Origin of the sequence: Methylocystis suflitae, from assembly GCF_024448135.1 — a bacterium.
Classification (GTDB): Bacteria; Pseudomonadota; Alphaproteobacteria; order Rhizobiales; family Beijerinckiaceae; genus Methylocystis; species Methylocystis suflitae.
On the sequence record NZ_JAMRYX010000137.1, the window covers coordinates 1 to 21,596 of the forward strand.

A 21,596-nucleotide genomic window follows, 5' to 3' on the forward strand; every position below is an offset into this window, starting at 1 on the left:
GCCATAACTGAGGAGTATGGCGCAGGACGCATGGGCGGGGCGCCGCGGTATCGGAAGGCGCATGCGACGCATCCTAGTTACGGGCGCCCTCGGCCAGATCGGCGCCGAGCTGACGCCGGCGCTGCGAAAGCGATATGGCGCGGCGCGCGTCGTCGCCTCAGACCTTGCAGAGGCGCAGCGCGCCGACGATCATTATGAGCGCCTCGACGTTACGCACGCGGAAGCGCTCGCCGATCTGATGAGCCGGCGCGACATCGACGTTGTCTACCACCTCGCAGCGCTTCTCTCGGCTGTCGCTGAGGATAGGCCGCAGGCCGCCTGGAGCGTCAATATGAGCGGCCTCTACAATGTGCTGGAGGCGGCGCGCCGCTTCGGTTGCCAAGTGTTTTTCCCAAGTTCCATTGCCGCATTCGGCCCGTCAACGCCGCGCCGCGGCACGCCGCAGATCACGATTCAGCGGCCAACGACCATCTACGGCGTCACCAAGGTCGCCGGCGAATTGCTGTGCGACTACTACGCGACGCGCTTTGGCGTCGACGTGCGCGGATTGCGCCTGCCGGGTCTCGTTTCTTCCGCGGCGCCGCCGGGCGGCGGCACGACCGACTACGCCGTCGAAATGTTTCGCGCGGCTGTTCGGCGCAAGCGCTATTCCTGCTTCCTCGCCGCAGAGACCCGTCTCGACATGATGTATATGCCGGACGCGATACGCGCGATCATGGAGCTCATGGAAGCTGAGCCGGAGCGCCTGCGGTTTCGCAACGCGTATAACGTCACCGGCATGAGCGTCACGCCGCGCGAAATCGCCGCGGAAATTTGCAAACACGCGCCCTCCTTCTCGGTGGACTACCGCATCGACCCGTTACGCCAAGCGATCGCCGACTCCTGGCCGCAGTCGCTTGACGCGAATGCGGCGCGGGAAGATTGGGGGTTTGCGCCGCGCTTCGATCTTGCCGCTATGACGCGGGATATGCTCGCGCGTCTTGGCGCGGCGACAGATCCATTTGACGATCCGAATTCTGACGAGGTCCCCAATGCCAATGCAGGGTTTGGCTAAGGCGCTCGCCGCGCAACTCGGCGAACTCTCGCAGGCCGGGCTGCTCAAGGGCGCCGAAAGCGTGCTCTGTGGCGTCATTGCGCCGCGTGACGGCTACGGTCCGCGTTTTCTCATCGAAGGCGAAGGCGACAAGCCGTTCCTGCGGATGAACGCCAACAATTATCTTGGCATGTCGCTGCGCGAAGAGGTGATTGACGCCGAAGATGCGGCGGCGACGAACTTTGGCGCTGGTCCCGGCGCGGTGCGCTTCATCAGCGGAACCTGGTCGCCTCATGTCGCCTTGGAGCGCCGGCTCGCCGCCTTTCATTCGCGGCCGTCGGCGATCATCTTTTCATCCGCCTATGCGGCGATTATGGGCCTCATTCCGCAGCTCGTCAGCAAGAAGACCGCCGTCATCAGCGACGAACTCAACCACAATTGCATCATCAACGCGATCTCTCTTGCGGCGCCTGCGGAGAAGCGCATCTACAAACATCTCGATATGGGCGAACTCGAGCGATGTCTCGACGAGAGCGCGAAATCATCCACCCGCGCCATCATCGTGACCGACGGCGTGTTCAGCATGCGCGGCGATCACGCGCCACTCGATCGCATTATGACGCTGGCGCGCAGTCGCGATAACGCCTTCGCGGAGGGCGCGATCGTCGTCGTCGACGATTCGCATGGCGTCGGCGCGCTCGGCGCAACTGGGCGGGGCGCGGAGGAATATACGCGGTCAGCGCCGGTCGACATTCTCGTGGCGACGCTCGGCAAGGCCTTCGGCGTGAATGGCGGCTATGTCGTCGGCGACGAAATTCTCATCCGCTACCTGCGCGAGCGCTCGCCCTTCTACGTCTACTCCAACCCCATCACGCCAGCGGAAGCTGCCGCCGCGCATAAGGCGATCGACATCCTGGACAGTCCGAACGGCCTGTCCTTGCTCGAGCATCTGCGGGCCATGACCGCGCGCTTCAAGGCGGGGCTCGTCAGGCTCGGCTTCGAGACGTTGCCCGGGGAGCATCCGGTTGCGCCGCTCGTGACCCGCGACAGCGCCCGCACCGTCGCGCTTGTCGAGCATCTGCGGCGGCGCGGCATTCTGGTTACCGGGCTGACCTATCCGGTCGTGCCGAGGGGCGATGAGGAGATTCGCTTTCAGATCAGCGCGGATCACACGGCCGCCGACATCGACGCGGCGTTGGAGGCGCTGGCCGAGATGGCCGAGGCGAACATTCCGCAGGCGCGGGCGAAGCAGCTCTAGCGCGCTATTTACAGTGGCGGCGCCGCCTGATTTCGGGCGCGGCGACAGCCAAGGAAGCATCCATGGACAGCGCGCGTTATCATAAAGCGAGCATCGGAAATCGCTTGCTTCAGCCGGAAACGCTCATGCTGAGCTACGGCTACGATCCGACGCTGTCGGAAGGCGCGGTTAAGCCGCCGGTATTTTTGACGTCGACCTTCGTGTTCCGAACGGCCGAAGAAGGGCGCGACTTCTTCGACTATATGGCCGGCCGTCGCGCCCCGCCGGAAGGCGAAGAATCCGGACTCGTCTATTCACGGTTCAACCATCCCAATCTCGAGATCGTCGAGGACCGCTTGGCGATCTACGAACACGCCGAATGCGGTCTCGTGTTTTCCTCCGGCATGTCGGCGATCGTCACCACGATTCTTGCCTTCGCGCGCCCAGGAGAAACGATCCTGCGCAGCCGTCCGCTCTATGGCGGCACGGAAGTTCTGATCGACAAGACGCTGGCGCCGTTCGGATTGACCGGCGTCGGCTTCACCAACGGGCTCGACGAAGACAATATCCGCGCTGCAGCCGCGCGCGCGATGGACGTCGGACGCATCGCGATGATCTTCATCGAGACGCCGTCCAATCCGATGAATAGCCTGGTTGATATCGCGCTGGTGCGACGTATCGCCGAAGACATCGCGGAAAAACAGGGCGCGAGGCCGGTCATTTGCTGCGACAACACGCTGCTCGGTCCGGTTTTCCAGTCGCCGCTCCGGCACGGCGCCGATTTGTCGCTCTACTCGCTGACGAAATATGTCGGCGGGCACAGCGATCTCATCGGCGGCGCGGTCGTCGGATCCTGCGCGCATCTGAAGACCATTCGCGCGATGCGCAGCGCCATCGGCACGCAGCTCGACGCGCATTCCTGCTGGATGCTTGGCCGCTCGCTCGAGACATTGTCTTTGCGCATGAACCGGGCGGCGGAGAACGCGGCGATCGTCGCGGAATTTCTCGCCAGTCATCCCAAGGTGGCGCGCGTTCACTATCCGCCGCTGCTGCCGGCTGATCATCCCGAAAGGTTGTTGATGGCGCGCCAGTCGAGTTCCGCCGGCTCGACCTTTTCCTTTGAGGTCGTGGGCGGACAAGGCGAAGCCTTCGCCTTCCTCAACCGGCTGCAGATCTTCAAGCTCGCCGTCAGCCTCGGCGGCACCGAATCATTGATTTGTCATCCGACGACCACCGTGCATTCGGGGCTCACCGAAGAGGCGCGCCGCGAGATCGGCATTACGCCTTCGCTCGTTCGCGCATCGATCGGCATCGAACATCCGGACGATCTTATCGCCGATCTGGCGCAGGCGTTCGATTGATTAACCTTCGTCGTAGCATTCGCTGCCGCAAGCTGAGCGCTAAGCCCTGTTAATCGGGCGCCGCAGACATATCTATTCCAACGAACCCTTTGGCATAAATCGAGCTGAGACTGGACAATGAGAGTAGCGAAGGAAGTGCGAGACGACCGAACCGTTCTGAGCATCCAGGAGGATCGCATCGATGCGCACAACTCGGGCGAGCTCAAGGACTTGGTGCTAAAGACGCTCGAAGGCGGCGCTCAAAACGTCGTTATCGATTTGGCGAGAGTTCAATTCATCGACAGCTCAGGGCTGGGGGCGCTGCTCTCCGGCTACAAGAATGCGAATTTGCGCTCGAGCGGCTTCGCTTTGGCGGGTCTGCAGCCGCGTGTCAGGTCGATGTTCGAACTGACGCGACTGCACCGTGTTTTCGACATCTATCCAAGCTTGCAGCTGGCGCTGAGCGCGTGAGTCCGCGAATGGGGTGGGCGGGAATCGAGATGTGCGAGACAATCGTCAATCTGGACATCGTCGTTCCCAATCAGACACGTTATCTGCGTTTCGTTGGCGCAATCGCCGAGCAGCTTGCAAAAGAGCTGGACGTTCCGGAGGAGACACGCGACACCCTCGCTTATCACCTCAATCTTGCGCTAACCGAGGCCGTCGCCAACGCCATACAATATAGTTCCGCGGCAAATTCGGCCGACTCCGTCCGAATCTCTTTTTCGGTGAAGGACGCCAATCTTTCCGTCCGGGTTTTCGATCACGGCGGAGGTTTCGACCTTGCTGCTCTGCCAACGCCCGAGTTAGACGAACTTCACGAACGCGGCCGCGGCATATTCTTCATTCGCTCTGTGATGGACTCGGTTCAATATCACAAAACGGATTCGGGCAATGTTCTCGAAATGCGCAAGAAGATCGCCTAGCTGATGGCTGCCCGTGCTTCGCTCTCCGGACATATTGACGTCTGAGACGCCCCGCGTCGCGGACTGGGATTCTGCGGTGCGGGACTTCCTCCGCCGCGCCGGTCGCCGTTCTGGGATGAATCTTTCCAGCGAGGCGCTTGACGCGCTGCCCAAATCCTATCGCTATCTCGTGCCGGCGCCGCGCGCCGCGCGCGATCTCGCGCTGATTGCGGCCAATCAAAGCGCGCGCGAGATCGTCGAATTGCGTCCGCTGCGCGGGTTCGGAGCCGATGTAGCCCGATACGAAGTTCGCCTGATTGGCGCCGAGGACCACGCGCTCGATGAACTTCTGCCGATGCTGCAGAATCTCGGACTGCGCGTCGCAGATCAAATTCAGTTCGCACTCAATCTCAGCATCGGGCCGCGTTTTATTCGAAGCTTCATCGTCGAGCCCTCCATGCGCAGCGGCGCGAGCATCGCACGATCGCACGGTAGACTGTTGGAAGCGCTCAAAGCCGTGCTCTCAGACGAAGTTGAGAGCGACGCCTTGAATGGGCTGGTCTTGGTCACCGAGCTTGACTGGCGGCAGATCGATCTCTTTCGCGCCTATAGCAACTACTATCAGCAGCTCGGCCTGCGGATTGAGCGCGCCCGCATCTATCGCGCGCTTTTGTACAGTCCGGCGGCCGTCCAACTCCTCTATCGTTACTTCGAAGCGCGGTTCGAACCGGATCGCGGCGGACGCGATTCCTTTGAGATCGAGTTGGAGTCGCTCACGCCGATCAGGGCTCAGCTTGTCGATGAATTGGACAAGGTCACGGACGGCAGCGACGATCGCATTCTTCGCGACGTCTTTAATCTCATTGACGCGACGGTGCGCACCAACTTCTACTTTTGCGGCGATTGGGCGCGGAAGTTCATTGCTCTAAAGATCAGCAGTCTCGGCGTGTTCAACATGCCCGCTCCAAAGCCTATGGCGGAGATCTACGTTCATTCCCCTTCAATGGAGGGCGTGCATCTGCGGGGCGCGAAAGTCGCGCGCGGCGGCATACGCTGGTCGGACCGGCCTGAGGACTTTCGCAGCGAAGTCCTGGCGCTGATGCAGACTCAGATGATCAAGAACGCGCTCATCGTGCCGCAGGGCGCCAAGGGCGGGTTTGTTCTGAAGCTTCCCTTTGAAGACGCAATGCAGCGGCAGCGCCTCGGGAAGGAAGCATACGCGCAGTTCCTGCGCGGCCTTCTCGATCTCACCGACAATCTAAAGGATTCACAGATCGTCCGGCCGCCGGCGCTCGTCGCTTATGACGGCCCCGACCCTTATCTCGTCGTCGCGGCCGACAAAGGCACCGCCACTTGGGCTGACGTCGCGAATGAGATTTCGAAATCCTACGACTTTTGGCTCGGCGACGCCTTCGCGAGCGGCGGCGCGCATGGCTATCATCATAAGCGACTGGGCATTACGGCGCGCGGCGCCTGGGTCTGTGTAAGACGGCACTTCCATGAACTCGGTCGCGACGTCGATGCGGAGGCGATTACGGTCGTTGGAGTCGGCTCGATGGATGGCGACGTCTTTGGCAACGGCATGCTGCACACGCCGAACATTCGGTTGCTCGGCGCGTTCGATGGTCAGTATATCTTCATCGACCCGAACCCGGATCCGCTCATTTCCTTCGCCGAGCGACGCCGTCTGTTTCAACTGCCGCAATCGACGTGGCGCGACTACAACCCGGCGCTGCTCTCACAAGGCGGAGGCGTCTATCGGCGCGACGCCAAGGATATTCCGCTAAGTCCGGAAGTGCGCGCATGGCTGGGCGTGCGGCATAGCGCCATCGATGGCGAAGCGCTGGTCCGCTGGCTCTTGATCGCGCCTGTGGATCTGTTGTGGATGGGCGGGGTCGGCACTTATGTCAAGGCGAGCTCGGAGACGAATGAGAGCGTCGGCGATCGCGTCAACGACGGCGCGCGCGTCGATGCGCTGCAGCTTCGCGCCAAGGTGGTTGGCGAAGGCGCCAACCTCGCCTTTACGCAGCGGGGGCGCATTGAATACGCCCTGAGAGGCGGCCGGATTAATACCGACGCGGTCGACAATTCGGCGGGCGTTGATCTCTCCGATCACGAAGTCAATTTGAAGACTCTGCTGCACACGCGGCCGGACCAAGACGCGCCAGACGTCGCAGATCCCAATCGCCTGCTCGAATCCCTCACCGAGGAGGTTTGCGCCTCCGTATTGCAGGACAACGACCAACAGAGTCTTTGCCTGTCATTGGATCGCGCGCGGTGCCGCATCAATCTCGATCCATTCATGGATCTAGCCGAGCAACTTGAAAACGCCGGCTATATCAATCCTGCGGCCGAGGCCTTTCCGACGCGAAAGGACGTCTCGGCGCGCGAGACGAAAGAGCTGACGCGACCGGAACTCGCCTTGCTGATGGCCAGTTCGAAGCTGGCGCTGAAGCAGAGGCTGCTGGAAGACGAGGCGTTTCTGCAGGGTTCCTGGTCGTATGAATATCTGGCGAGCTATTTCCCAGAATATTTGCGGTCTCATTTTTCGCAGCGGATCAGGAGTCATTCACTCGCACGGGAAATCTCCGTCACGATGATCTGCAACAAAGTCGTCGATCAGGCGGGCGTTTGCTTCCTGCTGCTGGGCGAGGGATTGGTCCCAACTCTGCTCAGCTATGCCGTCAAGCTCTATCTTTCCTTCGATCGAATCTTCGATGGCGATCGATGGCGCGCCGGTTTTCGCGACGGCCGCGAATTGGACGCAGCGCGTCAGTATGCGCTGCTTCTCCAACTCGAAGACGCGCTGGCGTACATGTGCCACTGGGCCATGCGACGTGGGCGTCGGCTGAGCCCCGACGACGAAGACATTGAGCGCTGGCGTTCCGATTTGCGCGCCTATCGCGAACGCGTGGGCGTCAGCGAAGCGCAGGACGACCAGCCTTTGGCGGCTCCCTATTTCGATCGGCTGCGGAATTTTCCTTTCCTTGTCGCGCTTACCCGCGAATCGGGAGAGGACATGCGGGTCGCCGGCGCGTATTTTGATAAGGCCGCCAATCTGTTTGGATTGCAAAAGCTTACCGCGCTTCTCGCGGACGTGAAGCCAAGAGACCTCTGGGAGCAGCAGTTGCAGGCCGCGCTCGACGCGCGCATGCGGGATGCGTCCGCGCGCATCGCGTCCATGCAGTTGCTGAGCGGAATCGCCGACGCGCGGGCGATGTTTCGAAATGTCGGCCTGGAGTTTCGTCTCGCCGGGCTTGAGCGGCTGGCGTTCAAGCTTGAGGCTTCGCTCTTGACGACGCTGACGCCTTTCGCAGCCTTCGTCGCCGAGCTGAACGCCCTGGTCGACGCCTGTGACGCCGCTTATCGCAGCGGCAGGGCGGGGCACGCGGACAGGGCGCGACAGCCGCGCCGCGCGTCCTCGGAATCAGGAGCTTCGTAGCGCATGGAAACCGTCGCGGCCGATCGCGCCATTCTCGACGCTTTCGATGGGGCTCTTTGTATCCTCGAGGCGTCAGGCGCCCTGCGATCGATGAACCGAGCCGCCGAACGTCTCACGGGCTATTGCGAAAAGGAGCTTCGCGGCCAGCCTTTCTTGCCGCGGCTTCTCGCGCCAGACGCCGATGATTGCGAGCCTCCGTCGCCGTCGCCGTCGCCGTCGCCGCATGGCCGCGAGCGGCTGTCCCTGCGCATTCGGCGCAAGGATGGACAAACGCTTGATGTTCGCTGCGAGATCGACGCGCTTTCCGGCAATGGCGATGGCGGATCGTTGCTCAAACTTCGTTCTATCGACGGGCCGAATGAGGCGAACGCGCTCGACGAGACGACGAAGAAGCTCGAAACCATCTTCGGCGGCATGGTCGACGGTCTCGTCGTAATCAACGAGGTCGGCGACATCTTGCTCTTCAGCAGAGGCGCGGAGAAGCTGTTCGGCTACCGCGCCGAAGAAGCGCTCGGAAGAAACGTCAAGATGCTGATGCCGTCGCCCTATCGCGAGGCGCATGACGGCTATCTCGCCGCCTACAGAGAGACCGGCGTCAAGAAGATCATCGGCGTCGGCCGCGAGGTCGTCGGACGGCGCAAGAACGGCACGACCTTCCCGATGTATCTCTCGATCGGCGAAATCTGGCTCGAAGGAACGCGCTATTTCGTCGGCGTCACCCACGACATGTCCCGCCTGAAACACGCCGAGGACCGTTTGCTGACCCTCTCCGCCGCCGTCGAGCAAAGTCCGATCGCGGTGATGATCACCAATAAGGATGGCGAAATTGAATATGTGAACAGCCGCTTCGCCAACCTGACCGGCTATCCGCCGCATGAGCTCATCGGCCGGAATCCGCGGATGCTTCAATCGAAGCGGACCGAAGGCGATCAATATCGGCGGCTCTGGGAGAGCATTCGCGCCGGCGTTGAATGGCGCGGTCAGATCCAGGACAAAAAAAAGGACGGCAAGCTCTATTGGGCTTCCGAAATCATCACGCCGCTGCGTAACGCGAGCGGCGAGATCACCCATTATCTCGCCATCCAGCAGGACATCACCGAACAGAAGCGCGACAAGGAGGCGCTGTTCGAGAGCGAACAGCGTTTCCGGCAGATCGCCGACATGGCCGGCGATTGGCTGTGGGAGCAGGATCAGGACGGCCGCTACACTTATAGCAGCAGCGCCGTCGAGGACGTGCTCGGCATGACGCCCGAAGAGGTGATCGGCAAGTCCTATCTCGATCTCTTCGCCAGGGAGAGCGCGGAAGACGCCGCTCTGGAGACGCCGCCGCGCCCGATCCCGCTGGGCCGGGCCTTCCATCGCGTGGTCAACCACTACCGGCACAAAAACGGCGGCGACGTCTTCACCGAGTCGACCGGCGCGCCGATCTTCGACGAAGCCGGCCGTCTGATAAAATGGCGCGGCGTCGACCACGACATCACCGCGCGCAAGAAATTCGAAGACGAGCTGCGCGTGCGCAACCGCGCGATCGAAGCGGTGCCGATCGGCATTGCGGTCTGGGACGCGCAGGCGCCTCGCGTTCCAAACATCTACGTCAATCCGGCGCTGAGCCGGATCACCGGCTTCACCCGCGAAGAGCTGCTCGGGCACAGTTTGCATCTGTTGCGCGGACCGGAGACGGACCCCGCGGCGCTCGAAGCCATCCGTAACGCAATCGTGCATCGCACCAGCTGCCAGGTGGTGGTGAAATTCTACCGCAAGGACGGCGTCTCCTTCTGGGACGAACTCTCCATCTCGCCGGTCGCCAATGAGGCGGGGCGCATCACCCATTTCGTCAGCGTTCACGCGGATATTTCCGACCGGCGGCGAGTCGAGGAGAATCGCCACGAACTCGAAATCGCCAAGCAGATCCAGCTGTCGCTCCTGCCGAACGCGCCGCTGCGCACCCCGCATATGGAGATCGCCGGAATCTGCGTGCCGGCGACCCATGTCGGCGGCGATTATTTCGACTATTTCGAAAATTCCGGCGTGGTCGACATCGTCATCGCCGACGTTTCCGGCCATAGCGTCGGCGCCGCGCTGATCATGACCGAAGTGCGCAGCACGCTGCGCGCCGAAACGCGAAAGGCGACGAACGCCTTGAGCGGGCCGGCGGAGCTGTTGCGCGACCTCAATGAGCTCCTGCACGAGGACCTGACCGCCGCGGACCTCTTCATCACCATGTTCTATTGCCGCTTCCTGCCGCAGACGCGCACGCTGCAATACGCCAACGCCGGCCAAAATCCGCCGCTGCTGCTGCGCGCGGACGGCGCGGTGTGCGTGCAGCTCGACGCCGACGGCCTGGTGCTCGGCGTTGTGCGCGCGGTCGATTTCAAGGAGGGGAGCCTCGAACTCGCCACGGGCGACAAGCTGCTGTTCTACACCGATGGAATCACCGAGGCGCAAAACCGCCAGGGCGACTTCTTTGGACTCGAACGCCTGTCCGCCGCTTTCATGCAGCATCGCAGCCTCTCGCCGCGCGACCTCATCAAGGCGGTGCTCGCCGACGTGCGCGCCTTCCGCGGCGCGGCGCCGGCGTCGGACGACGTCGCCATGGTGGTGGCGCAAGTGCGCTGATGTCGAAACGATGACCTCAAGGATCGACGGTCAGCGTTTTCCCGGCCTTGTTCGCGGCGATCCACTTATTCAGTTCAGTGACGTGACTAAGCTCTTCCGCGACAAATTCCTTGGCCAGCGTCTTGATATCGGGGTCGGAGGTCGTGTCGAGAACGTGCTGGTAATATTTGAGACCCGCGGTCTCGGCGTCGAGCGCGATCTCAAGAGCCTGTTCGCGTCCAATGAACGGATCGGCGGCCCAAATCGCCGCCGTCTCTGGGCTCTCCAATCCGGGCCAGACGAATTCGTCCGGCCTCATCTTGGGCAATTCACGAAAGCCGCCGCGGGCCTGCGCCTCGGCCAGGTGCAGTCTGGAATAATCCGCCAATCGACGAAACAGTTTGCCGACTTCGTGATTGCCGCCTGACTCCATGGCGTCGGCCAGCTGCCCGTAGCGGTTCGCCGCCTCGAATTCCAGATGGATTGCATAAGCGAGAAATTCCTCGACCGATTCCATGTCCCACCCTCAGCTCGCCGAGCTTAGATTTGTAAGCGAGCGGCGGCAAAAAAGCCGCCACCGCCTCAAGCCGTTTATTAGGCTCCTCGCTCAAGCGTTGGCGCTTGGCGGGTTCTTTATGGTCCATTCTTCGCGCGTGATCCAGGCTTCGAGAATTTTGACATGCTCGGCCTCTTCCTTGACGAATTCCTTCGCCATCGCTTCGATCTCGGGCGATTTGGTTTTGGCGGCGACGGCCCGATAAAACTCATAGCCTCGGCGCTCGCCTTGCAGCGCGGCCTTCAAGCCGTCGAGCCGCGACAGCGTTGGATCGGCGGCCCAGATTTCAGTGCGTTCCGGAGTCGCGTGATTTGGCCACACGTAATCGGGCGGGATGACGGCCGTAAGGTCGATCGATCCCGCGCGCTTCTTGGCCTCGGCGAGATGCAGGCGTGAAAAGCCGGCGAGCTGTCGAAACAGTTTGGCGACTTCCGCGTTGCCGCAGCCTTCCATCATGCCGGCGAGTTCATCGAAATGTATCGCCGCGTCTTCTTCGACCTTCACGGCGTAACCCATGAATTCATCCACCGTGGAAATCTCGATGCCGCCGGTGAAGCGCTTTGCGGCATGGGTGATATGGGCGCCTTGCGCGGGCAGCGTTTGATCGCCTTCGAATTTGACGAGGATGTCCTCGTTACGCACGAAACATTGGCACGCCAGGCGATAGCGCGGCGGCATGTCGTTGACTTCGGCGGCCTCGATCTCGGCTTTGGTGATCTTGCCGAGCTGGCGCAACATCTCCTTTTCCTTTTCCGTCAGCGCGATTCCGTATTTGGGGTTGCGGCTGAGATGCGTGACCTCGACGAGGCAGGAGCCGCATTCGCCGTCCTGACAGTCGAAGGGAATGGGGATTTTATGGGCCTTGGCCACCGCCAGAATCGTGCCGCGGTCTCCGGCGATCGCATAGACAGTAATGTCGCGCGCAAGTATGGGTGATGAGAATGTCACATTAGCCACTGATTTTGCTCCTTTTGTCTGAACTCAGACATAGTTCGTCGTTTAAGGGGCAATCCGGACCATAATGTAAGCTCACCTGAGTTATTCTAAGCGGCGGCTGAGCCCGTTATCTTGCCAAAGACTTGGCAAAGCAGAAATCTCGCCACGAAATACGATGCGCCGTAGGGCGCATTGTCGCACGCGTGCGGTAATACTGATGCGAAGGCGACGAGGCTGATATGAATCCGATTGTTGCGGCGCGGCGCTGGATGTGTGCTGGAGCGAAGGCGCGCGCCAGGAAAAGACGCGCCAAGCAGCGGGCGCGCGAAAATATCCCGCCGCCGTTAAGGCGCGGGGGGCGAGCGGTCCGGGACGCCCCGGCCGTCGCTGGCCGCAGCGCAAAAAATGTCTTCGACGGCCGGTTTCTCCCGGACACGGATCGCGTCGTCTCGCCGCCTCCGGGCTGAGGGAGCCGCTCCCCATCGTTCGGGTAACCGACGCCTGCGCCATCGTCGGATATTGTGGTCCGGGCTTTCAAAGCCTGCACATGAGTTTCGGTAAGCTTGCGCTTATCGAAGAGCTCATGCGTCTCCGCGCAAAGGAGAGAAGCCCAGACCGGCGACGCGCCGCCGGACCAGGGAACGAGGGTCGTTCGTCCCGCCGGATCCGTCCTTCGCCGGCGCCGCTCGACCCTGAGCCGCGCCCTCGCTTGACGAAGGCGAGCAGAGGATAGGAATTTATTCCGGGAATGTCAAGAGCGCGCATAATGCCCCGTGCGTCGGCGAGCTTAGACTTTGAAGACACGAGTAACGTCAGGAAGTTTATCGATATCAAGAAGTGTTCTGGCGATACTAGCAGCTTCATCGTAAGTAATCGAACGTTTAGGTGGCCACGTGATTGGCTCCTCAGAGAGAGGCCAAAGAGTATAGACTATCCCGGCCTCATTAAAGATGGGCTGAAGATCAGCATCTGTAGTGGTGTAAATTGCGTGGACAAAGAGTCGTCCAAACCCGAAGCTTGTGCATTGTATGTTATAGGGGAGGCCTGTATCGAGTTCGTTGATGGTTGGGCGCCGGGTCATGACCTTTGATGCTGTTTTTGCGAAGACGGTTTCTAATCGCGCATCGCCGCATGCAGCTATTAAAATCCGGAATCCATTCGGAGGTATTCTGTTTTCTCGGAATAGCGATCTATCCGTCTGACGTGAAACAGCTTTTGCAGCGTCATTGTGTTCTCCAATTATGACCTTTAAGGCAACCCAAGTAGCAACGGTGGATTTATCAATCTCGCTGAGAGTGTAAGATGCGCCAGTCGCTAGCTTTGTGAGGCAATCCTTCGCGCTTTCCTCGATGGAGCCCATCCACTCATTGTTGCATTTTGCGCATACGCACTTAATGCGGATGGATTTTAAGTGTCCGGGCCTTTTATCCTCTCGGACGAGGACGGCGGTTCCAAGAGCGTGGTCATAAGTAGCTACAGTTCGAGCATCGCCTGTGACGTTTAGAAGTTTTCTGGCCCACACAGGCCAAAAGTGCTCTCTCGATAAACGAGATGAGCCGCAGAAAATGCATTTGCGCGGTTTTTGAGGCTTCGACATGGCTAATGTGCCTAAGGGCAACGAGATCATACAGTACAATATGTTGCAGCACCGCTATTTTACATAATGGATGGAAGACTGTCGCCCTCGCGTGCTCTGGAAACACATGTTCAGCCACATATTTGAACGGGAGGGCAAGACCCCGCCGAATGGCAATCATAGGTCATTATTTAGGTGAATTGTCCTACACCCAATGACCTCTAAACATTGAGATAGGAAAGCGGCGGTAAACCCGCCTCGCTCAGGTTAGGAGGAACCCAAACCATGCGTTCAGACTCTCGTATCGAGGATGTCCTTCCCACGTTGAAGGACCCAGAGGAATATGTGCGAGGCATCATTGCCAGCTTTGTACATGGGCAATTTCCCCGGAATGAGGCAATGATTAGGATGGGCGTATCCGGAGCAGGCATCGCGCCACATTATTGCATCGAACAGGGCCGCGAGACCTTAGAGCTAGGAGGTCAGGCGGATCCCCATTCGGAAGGCAAGAAAATAGAGGCATTTCTGCGGCGCGTCGTCTTCGACGGCAGAACACACAAGCAGATTTTAGAAGACCTGCCCAAGGGCACGGGTTGGAGTTCGGAAACTATGACGTTCGCGGAAGTCCAAGCCATATTGGGGCGTCTCAGATCAAGCAAAAAGGCGCATTAATGCCTACCGGCTCCAAAGGCGGGAAACGCCCGGCCGACGAAAGGTGCGGGCGTAAATTGAAGTTGCCCAAAGCTGTCGCCTCTATTTATAAGGCGGTCGAAGAATTAGATGCCCATTACGGCGAGAAATACGGCCGTAAATTCACTCCTGACGGCCATTTAGTTGGATCAATCGGCGAAGTAATCGCCGCAGAAGCGTTAGGCCTCACTCTTCATAGGAACTCGCATCCTGGTCACGATGCATGCGACGCCAATGGTCACGACGTGCAGATTAAGATGACTGCGGGGAAGTCTATCGCAATGTACGATACTTGCGACAGGCTGGTAGTACTTCGGGTGCTTTCGCCCGAAGAGGCTGAAATAGTTTACGACGGGCCGGGTGCTCCGGCTTGGGAGAAGGCCAGGAAGGAAGGCAGGAACGGTCAAAGAGTTGTTAGCCTTGCTAAGCTGAGAGCGATCGCCCACGCAGAATAAATTTCCAAACCGACCCACTACCCAGAAGCACGTGCTTGGGGCCGCGGCCATGACGTTGCCTCAGCATGGAGTCGGCGCACGGCGCAATCCAGAGCAAAATTCACGAATGATCGTTTTCTGGATTCCCGATCGCGCGCGATGCGCGCGTCGGGATGAAAGGTTTGCTCGTCCGCGCCTCGCGAATGACATCGTGGCCCATAGCCAAGGCGCGCGTCGGGAATGGCAGGTTTGCTCGCATGTTTCCAAACGACAGCGACGGTCCCGCTATCCCTCTTGACGCGCCGCTTGCGCAACCAATTTCACACACATGTGCCCGCGCTGGCGAGGGTAAGACAATGGCGATTTATCGTGTTCGTGAAGTCAAATTCATTGAGACCGAGGGCGGCCATGTGAAGCTGAAGCCGCTGCGTGAATATGAGCGGGAATCTTCCAGTGCGGCGAGCGTCATCGCCGAGGTCAGCCGCTTCTTCGAGATGGAACTCTCCAGTCCCAAGGCGCTCGACGTCGTCGATTTCGATGAGGTGATCGTTCTCGACGAAAAAGGCGCGGTCATTGCGCGCTTCGGCGTCGCCGACTTCTGGGAGAAGGAGTGGAACGCCGTCGCCGCCAGAGCAGGTTCCGAAAAAGTTGACAGACTTTTTCGATGAGAACCAGCTCCACTGTTTGGTTTCGAGCGCCCGGCGTCATTCCCGACAGGCCGAAGGCCTGATCGGGAATCCAGAGCAGATTCGCGAATGATCGGGATTTTTAGGATTCCCGATCGCGCGCGGTGCGCGCGTCGGGAATGACATCGAGGCATGCGCCTAAGCGCGCGTGTCGGCAGTGACGATTCCTATCGAACACATGAGTCATGGTGATCGATAAGCGCTCCAGGGGCGGCGCGCGCGCTCGGCTTAAGCGGAATCGCCGCGAAACGCCGCTTCGACCGCGGCGATGTCGATCTTGACCATGCCGAGCATCGCCTGAAAGGCGCGGCCGGCGGCGGCGCGATCTTTATCCATGAACATGCGCGGCAAGGCTTCCGGCACGATCTGCCAGCGCACGCCAAAGCGATCCTTCAGCCAGCTGCATTGGATCTCGGCGCCGCCGCCTTCGAGCAGCTTTTCCCAAAGCGCGTCGGTCTCGCGCTGGTCCTTGGTCATCACCGAGATCGAAAAGTTTTCATTGTGAATCGTCTCGCGGCCCATGTTCAGCGCCTGATAGGGCGCGCCGGCGAGGGTGAAGGAGACGAGCAGCGCCGGCCCGTCCGGCTCGCGGCGGAAGGCGCTTTCAAACGCTGAATCGGGAATGACCGAGACATAGAAGCGCGCCGCTTCCTCCGCCTGATCCTTGAAGGCGATACAGGTTCTGACTTTGGGATTCATGGCTGCTCCTTGCGATTGGTTTCCCACTGTCATTCCCGACGCGCGCTTTGCGCGCGATCGGGAATCCAGAGCTTCACCCAAAGTGCTCGGTGGAACTCTGGATTCCCGATCAGGCCTGCGGCCTGTCGGGAATGACATCCCGAGATCTGTGCGCCTCGAACGAAAAACTGGACAAAAGCGATAAAGGTTGATATCAACATAATGACGCCATGTCAAAGAAGCTGCCGATCGAGGTCGTTCATGAGGTTCGCGACGCCTGTCTCTGCCTTGCGACGCAGCGCGCGGCGCGCATGCTCGCGCGACGCTTCGATCGCGCCTTCGCGCCGCTGCGACTCACCAATGGCCAGTTCTCGCTGATGATGATGCTCAATGCGCCGCAGGCGCCGACGCTCGGGCGGCTCGCCAACGCGCTCGCCATGGATCGCACGACGCTCACCGCCGCGCTGAAATCCTTGGAGCGGCGCGGGTTCGTGGAGACGCGTCTTGACGAGAAGGACCGCCGCGCGCGCAGACTGTTCTTGACAAACGCGGGCGGCGAGCTGCTCGCGGCGGCGCTGCCGATCTGGCGGCGCGAACATGCCGCGCTCGACGCGCAATTTTCGCACAGCGAAGGACAAAAGCTGCGCAAGGCGCTGCGTAAGTTAGGGGCTGAAACGCATATTGAAGAAAGGACGTTAAAGCATGAACGCCACTGTTGAGAATGATCGTCAAGGCATGCGATCGATCACGCCGCATCTCATCTGCGCCGGCGCTGCCGACGCGATCGAATTTTACAAGAAGGCTTTCGGCGCGCAGGAGACGATGCGCCTGCCCGGTCCCGACGGAAGGCTGATGCATGCGGCGGTGCGGATCGGCGACTCCATGCTGATGCTTGTCGACGAAATGCCGGAATGGGGCGCGTTGGGGCCGAAGGCGCTCAAAGGCTCGCCGGTCACCATTCATCTCATGGTCGACAATGTCGACGAGGTTTACGCGCGCGCCATCGCCGCCGGGGCGAGCGCGAAAATGCCGGTCGCCGACATGTTCTGGGGCGACCGCTATGGCCAGGTCGTCGATCCCTTCGGCCATGTATGGTCGATCGCGACGCATGTGCGCGACCTGACGCCGGAGGAGATTCTTGAGGCGGGGCGCGCGGCGATGGCGAAGGGCTGCGCCGAGGCGACGGCATAGACGCTGAGACAAAGAAGCGGGCCGGGACGCCGGCCCGCTTGGCTTCGGTTACTTTGGCGCTTCGGCGCAATCAAATTCCGGCGCCGTGATCGAAGAGCTCGATCCGGGCTTTCGCCTGCGTGATATTGCTGCCGGGCGGAACGGAGTGTGTGAGCCAGACGTTGCCGCCGATCGTGGATCCGCGGCCGATGGTGATGCGGCCGAGCACCGTCGCGCCGGCATAGATCACGACGTCGTCTTCGAGAATCGGATGGCGTGGCTTGCCTTTCTCGAGCGCGCCGTTTTCATCGACGTCGAAGCGCTTGGCGCCAAGCGTCACCGCCTGATAGAGCCGCACATTCTTGCCGATGCGCGCCGTTTCGCCGATGACGACGCCGGTGCCGTGATCGATGAAGAAGCCCTGGTCGATCTCGGCGCCAGGATGAATGTCGATGCCCGTCTGCGAATGCGCGATTTCCGCGACGATGCGCGCCATCATCGGAACGCCGAGTCGATAGAGCTCATGCGCCAGCCGGTGTTTGATCAAGGCGGCGACGCCGGGATAGCAGAAAATAATCTCATCGAGGCTTTTCGCGGCCGGATCGCCGGCATACGCCGCACGTATGTCGGCGTCGAGCAGCGTGCGCACGCGCGGAATCGCACGCGCGAAGGCGTCGACGATGTCCTTTGGGCGCGGCTGCGGCTGTTCGTTCGGCGCATCGACGGGAAATAGCGCGAATTCGCGCCGGACCTGTTCGCGCAGGCCCCCAAGGCAAGTCTTGAGCGTCGACGCGATGAATTCGTCGGTGCTGTCGAAGGGCAGTTCGGGCGGTCGGGGATAAAGGACTGCGGTGATCCCCTCGACGATCGACGCCATGACGAATTTCGACGGGAGCTGCGGCGGCGCGACATGTCCGTAACGCTGCGCCTGCGACGCTCGGCGCAGCGCGCTCAAGGCGGAAATGATCGCATCGATGTCGTGGTCGTTCGAAACAGTCTCAAGCAGCATCGTCATATTGCTTTCGCTCGCCAATTGGGCCAACCCAGGCTTGACCATAAGATATGTATACTCTATAGACAAGCTATAGTAAGCGAGTAGCGGCGTCGAAAGGCGTCGACCCGCGCGCAGATGTCTCGTGGAGGGAAAAGGATTTATGACCGCAGAACCTGAAGTTCGCCGAACATTGAGCGAATCGGCGGCCCGCCAGCTCGCCAATGCGACGAAGACGCGTCCGCAATGGTCTGGCATTACGCCGCGCTGGCTGGTGTCCTTCTTGCCCTGGGTGCCGGTGGAAGCGGGCATCTATCGTCTCAACCGGGTCAAGGAGTCGACGGCGCTCAGCGACGCCGACGTCCAGTGCAGCCCGGCCCGCGACCGCGACGCGGACCTGCCGGAGACCTTCGTCGATTACGAAGATGCGCCGCGCGAATATTCGATGAATGCGGTGACGACGATCCTCGACGTGCAGACGCGCGTCTCGGATCTCTACAATCATCCTTACGATCAGATTCAAGAGCAGGTGCGGCTTCTCACCGAGAAGGTGAAGGAGAAGCAGGAAGCCGAGCTCATCAACAATGCTGAATATGGCTTCCTCGCCAATGCGCATCCGTCGATGAAGATCAGCGCGCGCACCGGCGCGCCGCAGCCCGACGATCTCGACGAGCTCATTACGAAAGTCTGGAAGGAGCCCGCCTTTTTTCTCGCCCATCCGCGCGCCATCGCGGCATTCGGGCGCGAATGCACGCGCCGCGGCGTGCCGCCGCCAACCGTGACGCTGTTCGGCTCGCCCTTCATCACCTGGCGCGGCCTGCCGCTCATCCCAAGCGACAAGCTCTATGTCGATGAAGCGGGAAAGACGAATATTCTGCTGCTGAGGACAGGCGAGAAGAAACAGGGCGTCGTCGGCCTGTTTCAGCCGGGCGTCCCAGGAGAAGTCGCGCCGAGCCTGTCGGTGCGCTTCATGGGGATCAATCGCAAGGCGATCGCCTCCTACCTCATCTCGCTCTATTGCTCCGCGGCCGTGCTGACGCATGACGCGCTTGGCGTGCTCGAAGATGTGGACGTCGGCAAATATCACAAATATCCCGACGAATATCAGTGAGCCTTGTCTGGGTCGGCGCGGTGCGCCGACCTTTTTTCACTTCACTGAGGTTGCAAGCATATGCCGACTGCGCCGCAGACGCCGCAATTTGTCGAGCTTCCCGTTGACGGCCTGCCGTCCGAGGATCCGTTCACGCATCATGACGCCGCCGCGCCTGACGCGCAGATCATCGCGCATATGGCCAACGCCTTCTTTGGCGCGCTCCCCCATGCGACGCTGCCGACCAACGGCGCCGTGACGCAACAATCCGGCGCGCCGGCGCTTGCCGGCGCCTTGCCCGCCATTCCCGCCGTGACGCCCAGTCTGACGGATATTCCGGCGCCATCTCTCGCGACGAGTGTCGCGCCGCATGCGCCGGCGCGCGCGCCTTTCGGTCCGATGGACTTTCCGCCGACGACGATTCCTTCCGTTGTGCCGACCCCGAATGTCCCGGCGCCCTCGGCGCCGCAGACCTTGCATTCATCGACGCGTCCTCTGGGCCTCGCCGATATTCCGCAACCCGGCGCTTCGCTCGGCGGCGCCACATCGTCGGTCCCCGGCGAACTGGATTACAGCGAGCCGACGCGCCGCCTTGCGCAGGAGTTCTCGCTCGTCGAGACTGACGCGGCCGCGCGACCGCCAGGCGACTATTATTTTCTTCCAACAGCGCCGGCGCCTGGACGGGCTGAGCCCTTACGCTATGAAACGCGCGCGCCGTCGACCGGCGCAGGCTATGGCCATCCCGACCCCTTCTCGCCGCAGCAGACGAGGGGCGGAGATTTGCGCGGCGACGAACGCGTCTCGCGTCATTCTCAAGGCGGCGCGACGCAGGGGGAATTCGCCCAAGCCGGCGGCGCGTCCGATGATGCGCATAGCGCATTACACTCGCCAGGCGCCGGCGCGCGCCCGTCTCCGACGCCGCGTGGCGCGGCCCCTGCGTCCTATGGCGGCGACGGAATCTACGCGGCGCCTCGGCAGGGACGCCAGCGCGATAAAACTGTCGCCACGCGCGATCTCTTCGATCCCTATCGCGTCAAGCGCGATTTCCCGATCCTCAACCAGAGCGTCAACGGACGACAGCTTGTCTGGCTCGACAACGCCGCGACGACGCAAAAGCCGCAGTCGGTGATCGACCGGCTCGCCTATTTCTACGAGAATGAAAACTCCAACATTCATCGCGCGGCGCATACGCTCGCGGCGCGCGCGACCGACGCCTATGAGGAAGCGCGCGAGAAAGTCCGCCGTTTTCTGAAAGCCCCGAACGTAAAGGACATCATCTTCGTGCGCGGCGCGACCGAGGGCATCAATCTCGTTGCGCAAAGCTGGGGCCGGCGCAATGTGCGCGAGGGAGACGAGATCGTCGTCTCACACCTCGAACATCACGCCAATATCGTGCCGTGGCAGATGCTGTGCGCCGAGAAGGGCGCGAAGCTGCGCGTCGCGCCGGTCGACGACCGCGGCGCGCTCATTCTCGATGAATATGAGAGGCTGCTGAATCCGAAGACGCGAATCGTCGCGGTCTCGCAGGTCTCGAACGCGCTCGGCACGATTACGCCCGTTCACGAGGTCACGGCGATCGCGCATCGCTACGGCGCCTGCGTGCTCGTCGACGGCGCCCAATCGGTTTCGCATATGCCTGTCGACGTGCAGTCGATCGGCTGCGACTTCTTCGTCTTCTCCGGCCACAAGGCGTTCGGGCCGACCGGCATCGGCGTCGTTTACGGCAAGGACGCCGTGCTCGAACATCTCGATCCGTGGCAGGGCGGCGGCAACATGATCGCCGACGTCACTTTCGAAAAGACGGTCTATCAGGGACCGCCTGAGCGCTTCGAGGCCGGCACGGGCAATATCGCCGACGCCGTCGGGCTCGGCGCGGCCCTCGACTATGTCGAAGCCATCGGCATGGAGGTGATTGCCCGTTACGAGCACGATCTCCTCGTTTATGCGACCGAAAAGATGAAGAGCGTTCCAGGTCTGACTCTCATCGGCACGGCGCCGGAAAAAGCCTCGGTGCTCTCCTTCACGCTCGATGGACACGATTCGCAAGAGGTCGGCAAGGCGCTCGACCGCGAAGGGATCGCGGTGCGGGCCGGCCATCATTGCGCGCAACCAATTCTGCGCCGCTTCGGCCTCGAAGCCACCGTGCGGCCGTCGCTCGCCTTCTACAATACTTGCACGGACGTCGACGCGCTCGTCGACGCGCTGCTCCGGCTGCAGCAGGGGAGAGCCGTCTAGCC

At 61.2% G+C, this 21,596-nt stretch carries 19 protein-coding genes; 14 read left to right on the forward strand and 5 right to left on the reverse strand.

Going from position 1 to position 21,596, the window contains the following annotated elements:
- Positions 1-61: 61 nt before the first annotated feature.
- The 7 genes from NEI07_RS10490 to NEI07_RS10520 all read left to right on the forward strand — a co-directional run bounded on the left by NEI07_RS10490 (position 62) and on the right by NEI07_RS10520 (position 10,573).
- The gene (locus NEI07_RS10490) at positions 62-1,054 is read left to right on the forward strand and encodes an NAD-dependent epimerase/dehydratase family protein (RefSeq protein ID WP_256034433.1); all 993 of its coding nucleotides are present in this window, start codon (positions 62-64) and stop codon (positions 1,052-1,054) included.
- Entirely contained in the window at positions 1,038-2,291 is a 1,254-nt protein-coding gene (locus NEI07_RS10495) for an aminotransferase class I/II-fold pyridoxal phosphate-dependent enzyme (RefSeq protein ID WP_256034434.1), read from the forward strand. The genes NEI07_RS10490 and NEI07_RS10495 overlap by 17 nt, the downstream gene beginning before the upstream one ends.
- Before the next feature lie 62 nt (positions 2,292-2,353).
- The gene (locus NEI07_RS10500) at positions 2,354-3,631 is read left to right on the forward strand and encodes a cystathionine gamma-synthase family protein (protein WP_256034435.1); all 1,278 of its coding nucleotides are present in this window, start codon (positions 2,354-2,356) and stop codon (positions 3,629-3,631) included.
- A gap of 117 nt (positions 3,632-3,748) precedes the next feature.
- Positions 3,749-4,081: an STAS domain-containing protein gene (locus NEI07_RS10505; RefSeq protein ID WP_123175001.1), complete on the forward strand. Its 333-nt coding sequence runs from the start codon at positions 3,749-3,751 to the stop codon at positions 4,079-4,081.
- A 29-nt stretch (positions 4,082-4,110) separates the two neighbouring features.
- Complete coding sequence (locus NEI07_RS10510; RefSeq protein ID WP_256034436.1) at positions 4,111-4,536, forward strand: ATP-binding protein; 426 nt, start codon at positions 4,111-4,113, stop codon at positions 4,534-4,536.
- Positions 4,537-4,651: 115 nt separating this feature from the next.
- Positions 4,652-7,957, forward strand: coding sequence for an NAD-glutamate dehydrogenase domain-containing protein (locus NEI07_RS10515; protein WP_328516976.1), 3,306 nt, complete (start codon positions 4,652-4,654; stop codon positions 7,955-7,957).
- A 3-nt stretch (positions 7,958-7,960) separates the two neighbouring features.
- Positions 7,961-10,573, forward strand: coding sequence for a SpoIIE family protein phosphatase (locus NEI07_RS10520; RefSeq protein WP_256034438.1), 2,613 nt, complete (start codon positions 7,961-7,963; stop codon positions 10,571-10,573).
- 16 nt (positions 10,574-10,589) lie between these two features.
- Here the strand turns inward: NEI07_RS10520 and NEI07_RS10525 are convergent, their stop codons facing one another.
- The 3 genes from NEI07_RS10525 to NEI07_RS10535 all read right to left on the reverse strand — a co-directional run bounded on the left by NEI07_RS10525 (position 10,590) and on the right by NEI07_RS10535 (position 13,404).
- Positions 10,590-11,069, reverse strand: a complete 480-nt coding sequence (locus NEI07_RS10525; RefSeq protein WP_256034439.1) for a ferritin-like domain-containing protein — start codon at positions 11,067-11,069, stop codon at positions 10,590-10,592.
- A 90-nt stretch (positions 11,070-11,159) separates the two neighbouring features.
- Complete coding sequence (locus tag NEI07_RS10530) at positions 11,160-12,065, reverse strand: ferritin family protein (protein ID WP_256034440.1); 906 nt, start codon at positions 12,063-12,065, stop codon at positions 11,160-11,162.
- 766 nt (positions 12,066-12,831) lie between these two features.
- On the reverse strand, positions 12,832-13,404 hold the full coding sequence (locus tag NEI07_RS10535; RefSeq protein WP_256034441.1) for a hypothetical protein: 573 nt from the start codon (positions 13,402-13,404) through the stop codon (positions 12,832-12,834).
- Between the two features lie 501 nt (positions 13,405-13,905).
- Here NEI07_RS10535 and NEI07_RS10540 point away from each other — a divergent pair.
- The 3 genes from NEI07_RS10540 to NEI07_RS10550 all read left to right on the forward strand — a co-directional run bounded on the left by NEI07_RS10540 (position 13,906) and on the right by NEI07_RS10550 (position 15,412).
- Positions 13,906-14,292 (forward strand): hypothetical protein, encoded by a 387-nt coding sequence (locus NEI07_RS10540; RefSeq protein WP_256034442.1) that lies wholly within the window; start codon positions 13,906-13,908, stop codon positions 14,290-14,292.
- Positions 14,292-14,765 (forward strand): DUF6998 domain-containing protein, encoded by a 474-nt coding sequence (locus NEI07_RS10545; RefSeq protein ID WP_256034443.1) that lies wholly within the window; start codon positions 14,292-14,294, stop codon positions 14,763-14,765. Before NEI07_RS10540 ends, NEI07_RS10545 begins: the two co-directional genes overlap by 1 nt.
- Positions 14,766-15,100: 335 nt before the next feature.
- Positions 15,101-15,412, forward strand: coding sequence for a hypothetical protein (locus NEI07_RS10550; RefSeq protein WP_256034444.1), 312 nt, complete (start codon positions 15,101-15,103; stop codon positions 15,410-15,412).
- A 246-nt stretch (positions 15,413-15,658) separates the two neighbouring features.
- Here the strand turns inward: NEI07_RS10550 and NEI07_RS10555 are convergent, their stop codons facing one another.
- Entirely contained in the window at positions 15,659-16,129 is a 471-nt protein-coding gene (locus tag NEI07_RS10555; protein WP_256034445.1) for a VOC family protein, read from the reverse strand.
- A gap of 209 nt (positions 16,130-16,338) precedes the next feature.
- Here NEI07_RS10555 and NEI07_RS10560 point away from each other — a divergent pair, with 209 nt between their 5' ends.
- Entirely contained in the window at positions 16,339-16,827 is a 489-nt protein-coding gene (locus tag NEI07_RS10560; RefSeq protein WP_256034446.1) for a MarR family winged helix-turn-helix transcriptional regulator, read from the forward strand.
- Positions 16,811-17,299: a VOC family protein gene (locus NEI07_RS10565; RefSeq protein ID WP_256034447.1), complete on the forward strand. Its 489-nt coding sequence runs from the start codon at positions 16,811-16,813 to the stop codon at positions 17,297-17,299. The genes NEI07_RS10560 and NEI07_RS10565 overlap by 17 nt, the downstream gene beginning before the upstream one ends.
- Positions 17,300-17,369: 70 nt before the next feature.
- Here NEI07_RS10565 and epsC read toward each other — a convergent pair whose 3' ends face one another.
- Positions 17,370-18,293 carry a serine O-acetyltransferase EpsC gene (gene epsC / locus NEI07_RS10570; RefSeq protein WP_256034448.1) on the reverse strand — a complete coding sequence of 308 codons (924 nt, stop codon included), beginning with the start codon at positions 18,291-18,293 and terminating at the stop codon, positions 17,370-17,372.
- Between the two features lie 139 nt (positions 18,294-18,432).
- Here epsC and NEI07_RS10575 point away from each other — a divergent pair, with 139 nt between their 5' ends.
- Both NEI07_RS10575 and NEI07_RS10580 read left to right on the forward strand, forming a co-directional pair.
- Positions 18,433-19,380 carry a family 2A encapsulin nanocompartment shell protein gene (locus NEI07_RS10575; RefSeq protein WP_256034449.1) on the forward strand — a complete coding sequence of 316 codons (948 nt, stop codon included), beginning with the start codon at positions 18,433-18,435 and terminating at the stop codon, positions 19,378-19,380.
- 60 nt (positions 19,381-19,440) lie between these two features.
- A complete protein-coding gene (locus tag NEI07_RS10580; RefSeq protein WP_256034450.1) occupies positions 19,441-21,594 on the forward strand; it encodes a family 2A encapsulin nanocompartment cargo protein cysteine desulfurase in 2,154 nt (717 codons plus the stop codon).
- Positions 21,595-21,596 lie beyond the last annotated feature (2 nt).

Excerpts from the sequence above, each read along its gene's own strand:
- NEI07_RS10490 (WP_256034433.1), top strand. The coding sequence starts at position 62 with ATGCGACGCATCCTAGTTACGGGCGCCCTCGGCCAGATCGGCGCCGAG.
- NEI07_RS10495 (WP_256034434.1), top strand. The coding sequence starts at position 1,038 with ATGCAGGGTTTGGCTAAGGCGCTCGCCGCGCAACTCGGCGAACTCTCG.
- NEI07_RS10500 (WP_256034435.1), top strand. The coding sequence starts at position 2,354 with ATGGACAGCGCGCGTTATCATAAAGCGAGCATCGGAAATCGCTTGCTT.
- NEI07_RS10505 (WP_123175001.1), top strand. The coding sequence starts at position 3,749 with ATGAGAGTAGCGAAGGAAGTGCGAGACGACCGAACCGTTCTGAGCATC.
- NEI07_RS10510 (WP_256034436.1), top strand. The coding sequence starts at position 4,111 with ATGTGCGAGACAATCGTCAATCTGGACATCGTCGTTCCCAATCAGACA.
- NEI07_RS10515 (WP_328516976.1), top strand. The coding sequence starts at position 4,652 with ATGAATCTTTCCAGCGAGGCGCTTGACGCGCTGCCCAAATCCTATCGC.
- NEI07_RS10520 (WP_256034438.1), top strand. The coding sequence starts at position 7,961 with ATGGAAACCGTCGCGGCCGATCGCGCCATTCTCGACGCTTTCGATGGG.
- NEI07_RS10525 (WP_256034439.1), bottom strand. The coding sequence starts at position 11,069 with ATGGAATCGGTCGAGGAATTTCTCGCTTATGCAATCCATCTGGAATTC.
- NEI07_RS10535 (WP_256034441.1), bottom strand. The coding sequence starts at position 13,404 with ATGGGCTCCATCGAGGAAAGCGCGAAGGATTGCCTCACAAAGCTAGCG.
- NEI07_RS10540 (WP_256034442.1), top strand. The coding sequence starts at position 13,906 with ATGCGTTCAGACTCTCGTATCGAGGATGTCCTTCCCACGTTGAAGGAC.
- NEI07_RS10545 (WP_256034443.1), top strand. The coding sequence starts at position 14,292 with ATGCCTACCGGCTCCAAAGGCGGGAAACGCCCGGCCGACGAAAGGTGC.
- NEI07_RS10550 (WP_256034444.1), top strand. The coding sequence starts at position 15,101 with ATGGCGATTTATCGTGTTCGTGAAGTCAAATTCATTGAGACCGAGGGC.
- NEI07_RS10555 (WP_256034445.1), bottom strand. The coding sequence starts at position 16,129 with ATGAATCCCAAAGTCAGAACCTGTATCGCCTTCAAGGATCAGGCGGAG.
- NEI07_RS10560 (WP_256034446.1), top strand. The coding sequence starts at position 16,339 with ATGTCAAAGAAGCTGCCGATCGAGGTCGTTCATGAGGTTCGCGACGCC.
- NEI07_RS10565 (WP_256034447.1), top strand. The coding sequence starts at position 16,811 with ATGAACGCCACTGTTGAGAATGATCGTCAAGGCATGCGATCGATCACG.
- epsC (WP_256034448.1), bottom strand. The coding sequence starts at position 18,293 with ATGACGATGCTGCTTGAGACTGTTTCGAACGACCACGACATCGATGCG.
- NEI07_RS10575 (WP_256034449.1), top strand. The coding sequence starts at position 18,433 with ATGACCGCAGAACCTGAAGTTCGCCGAACATTGAGCGAATCGGCGGCC.
- NEI07_RS10580 (WP_256034450.1), top strand. The coding sequence starts at position 19,441 with ATGCCGACTGCGCCGCAGACGCCGCAATTTGTCGAGCTTCCCGTTGAC.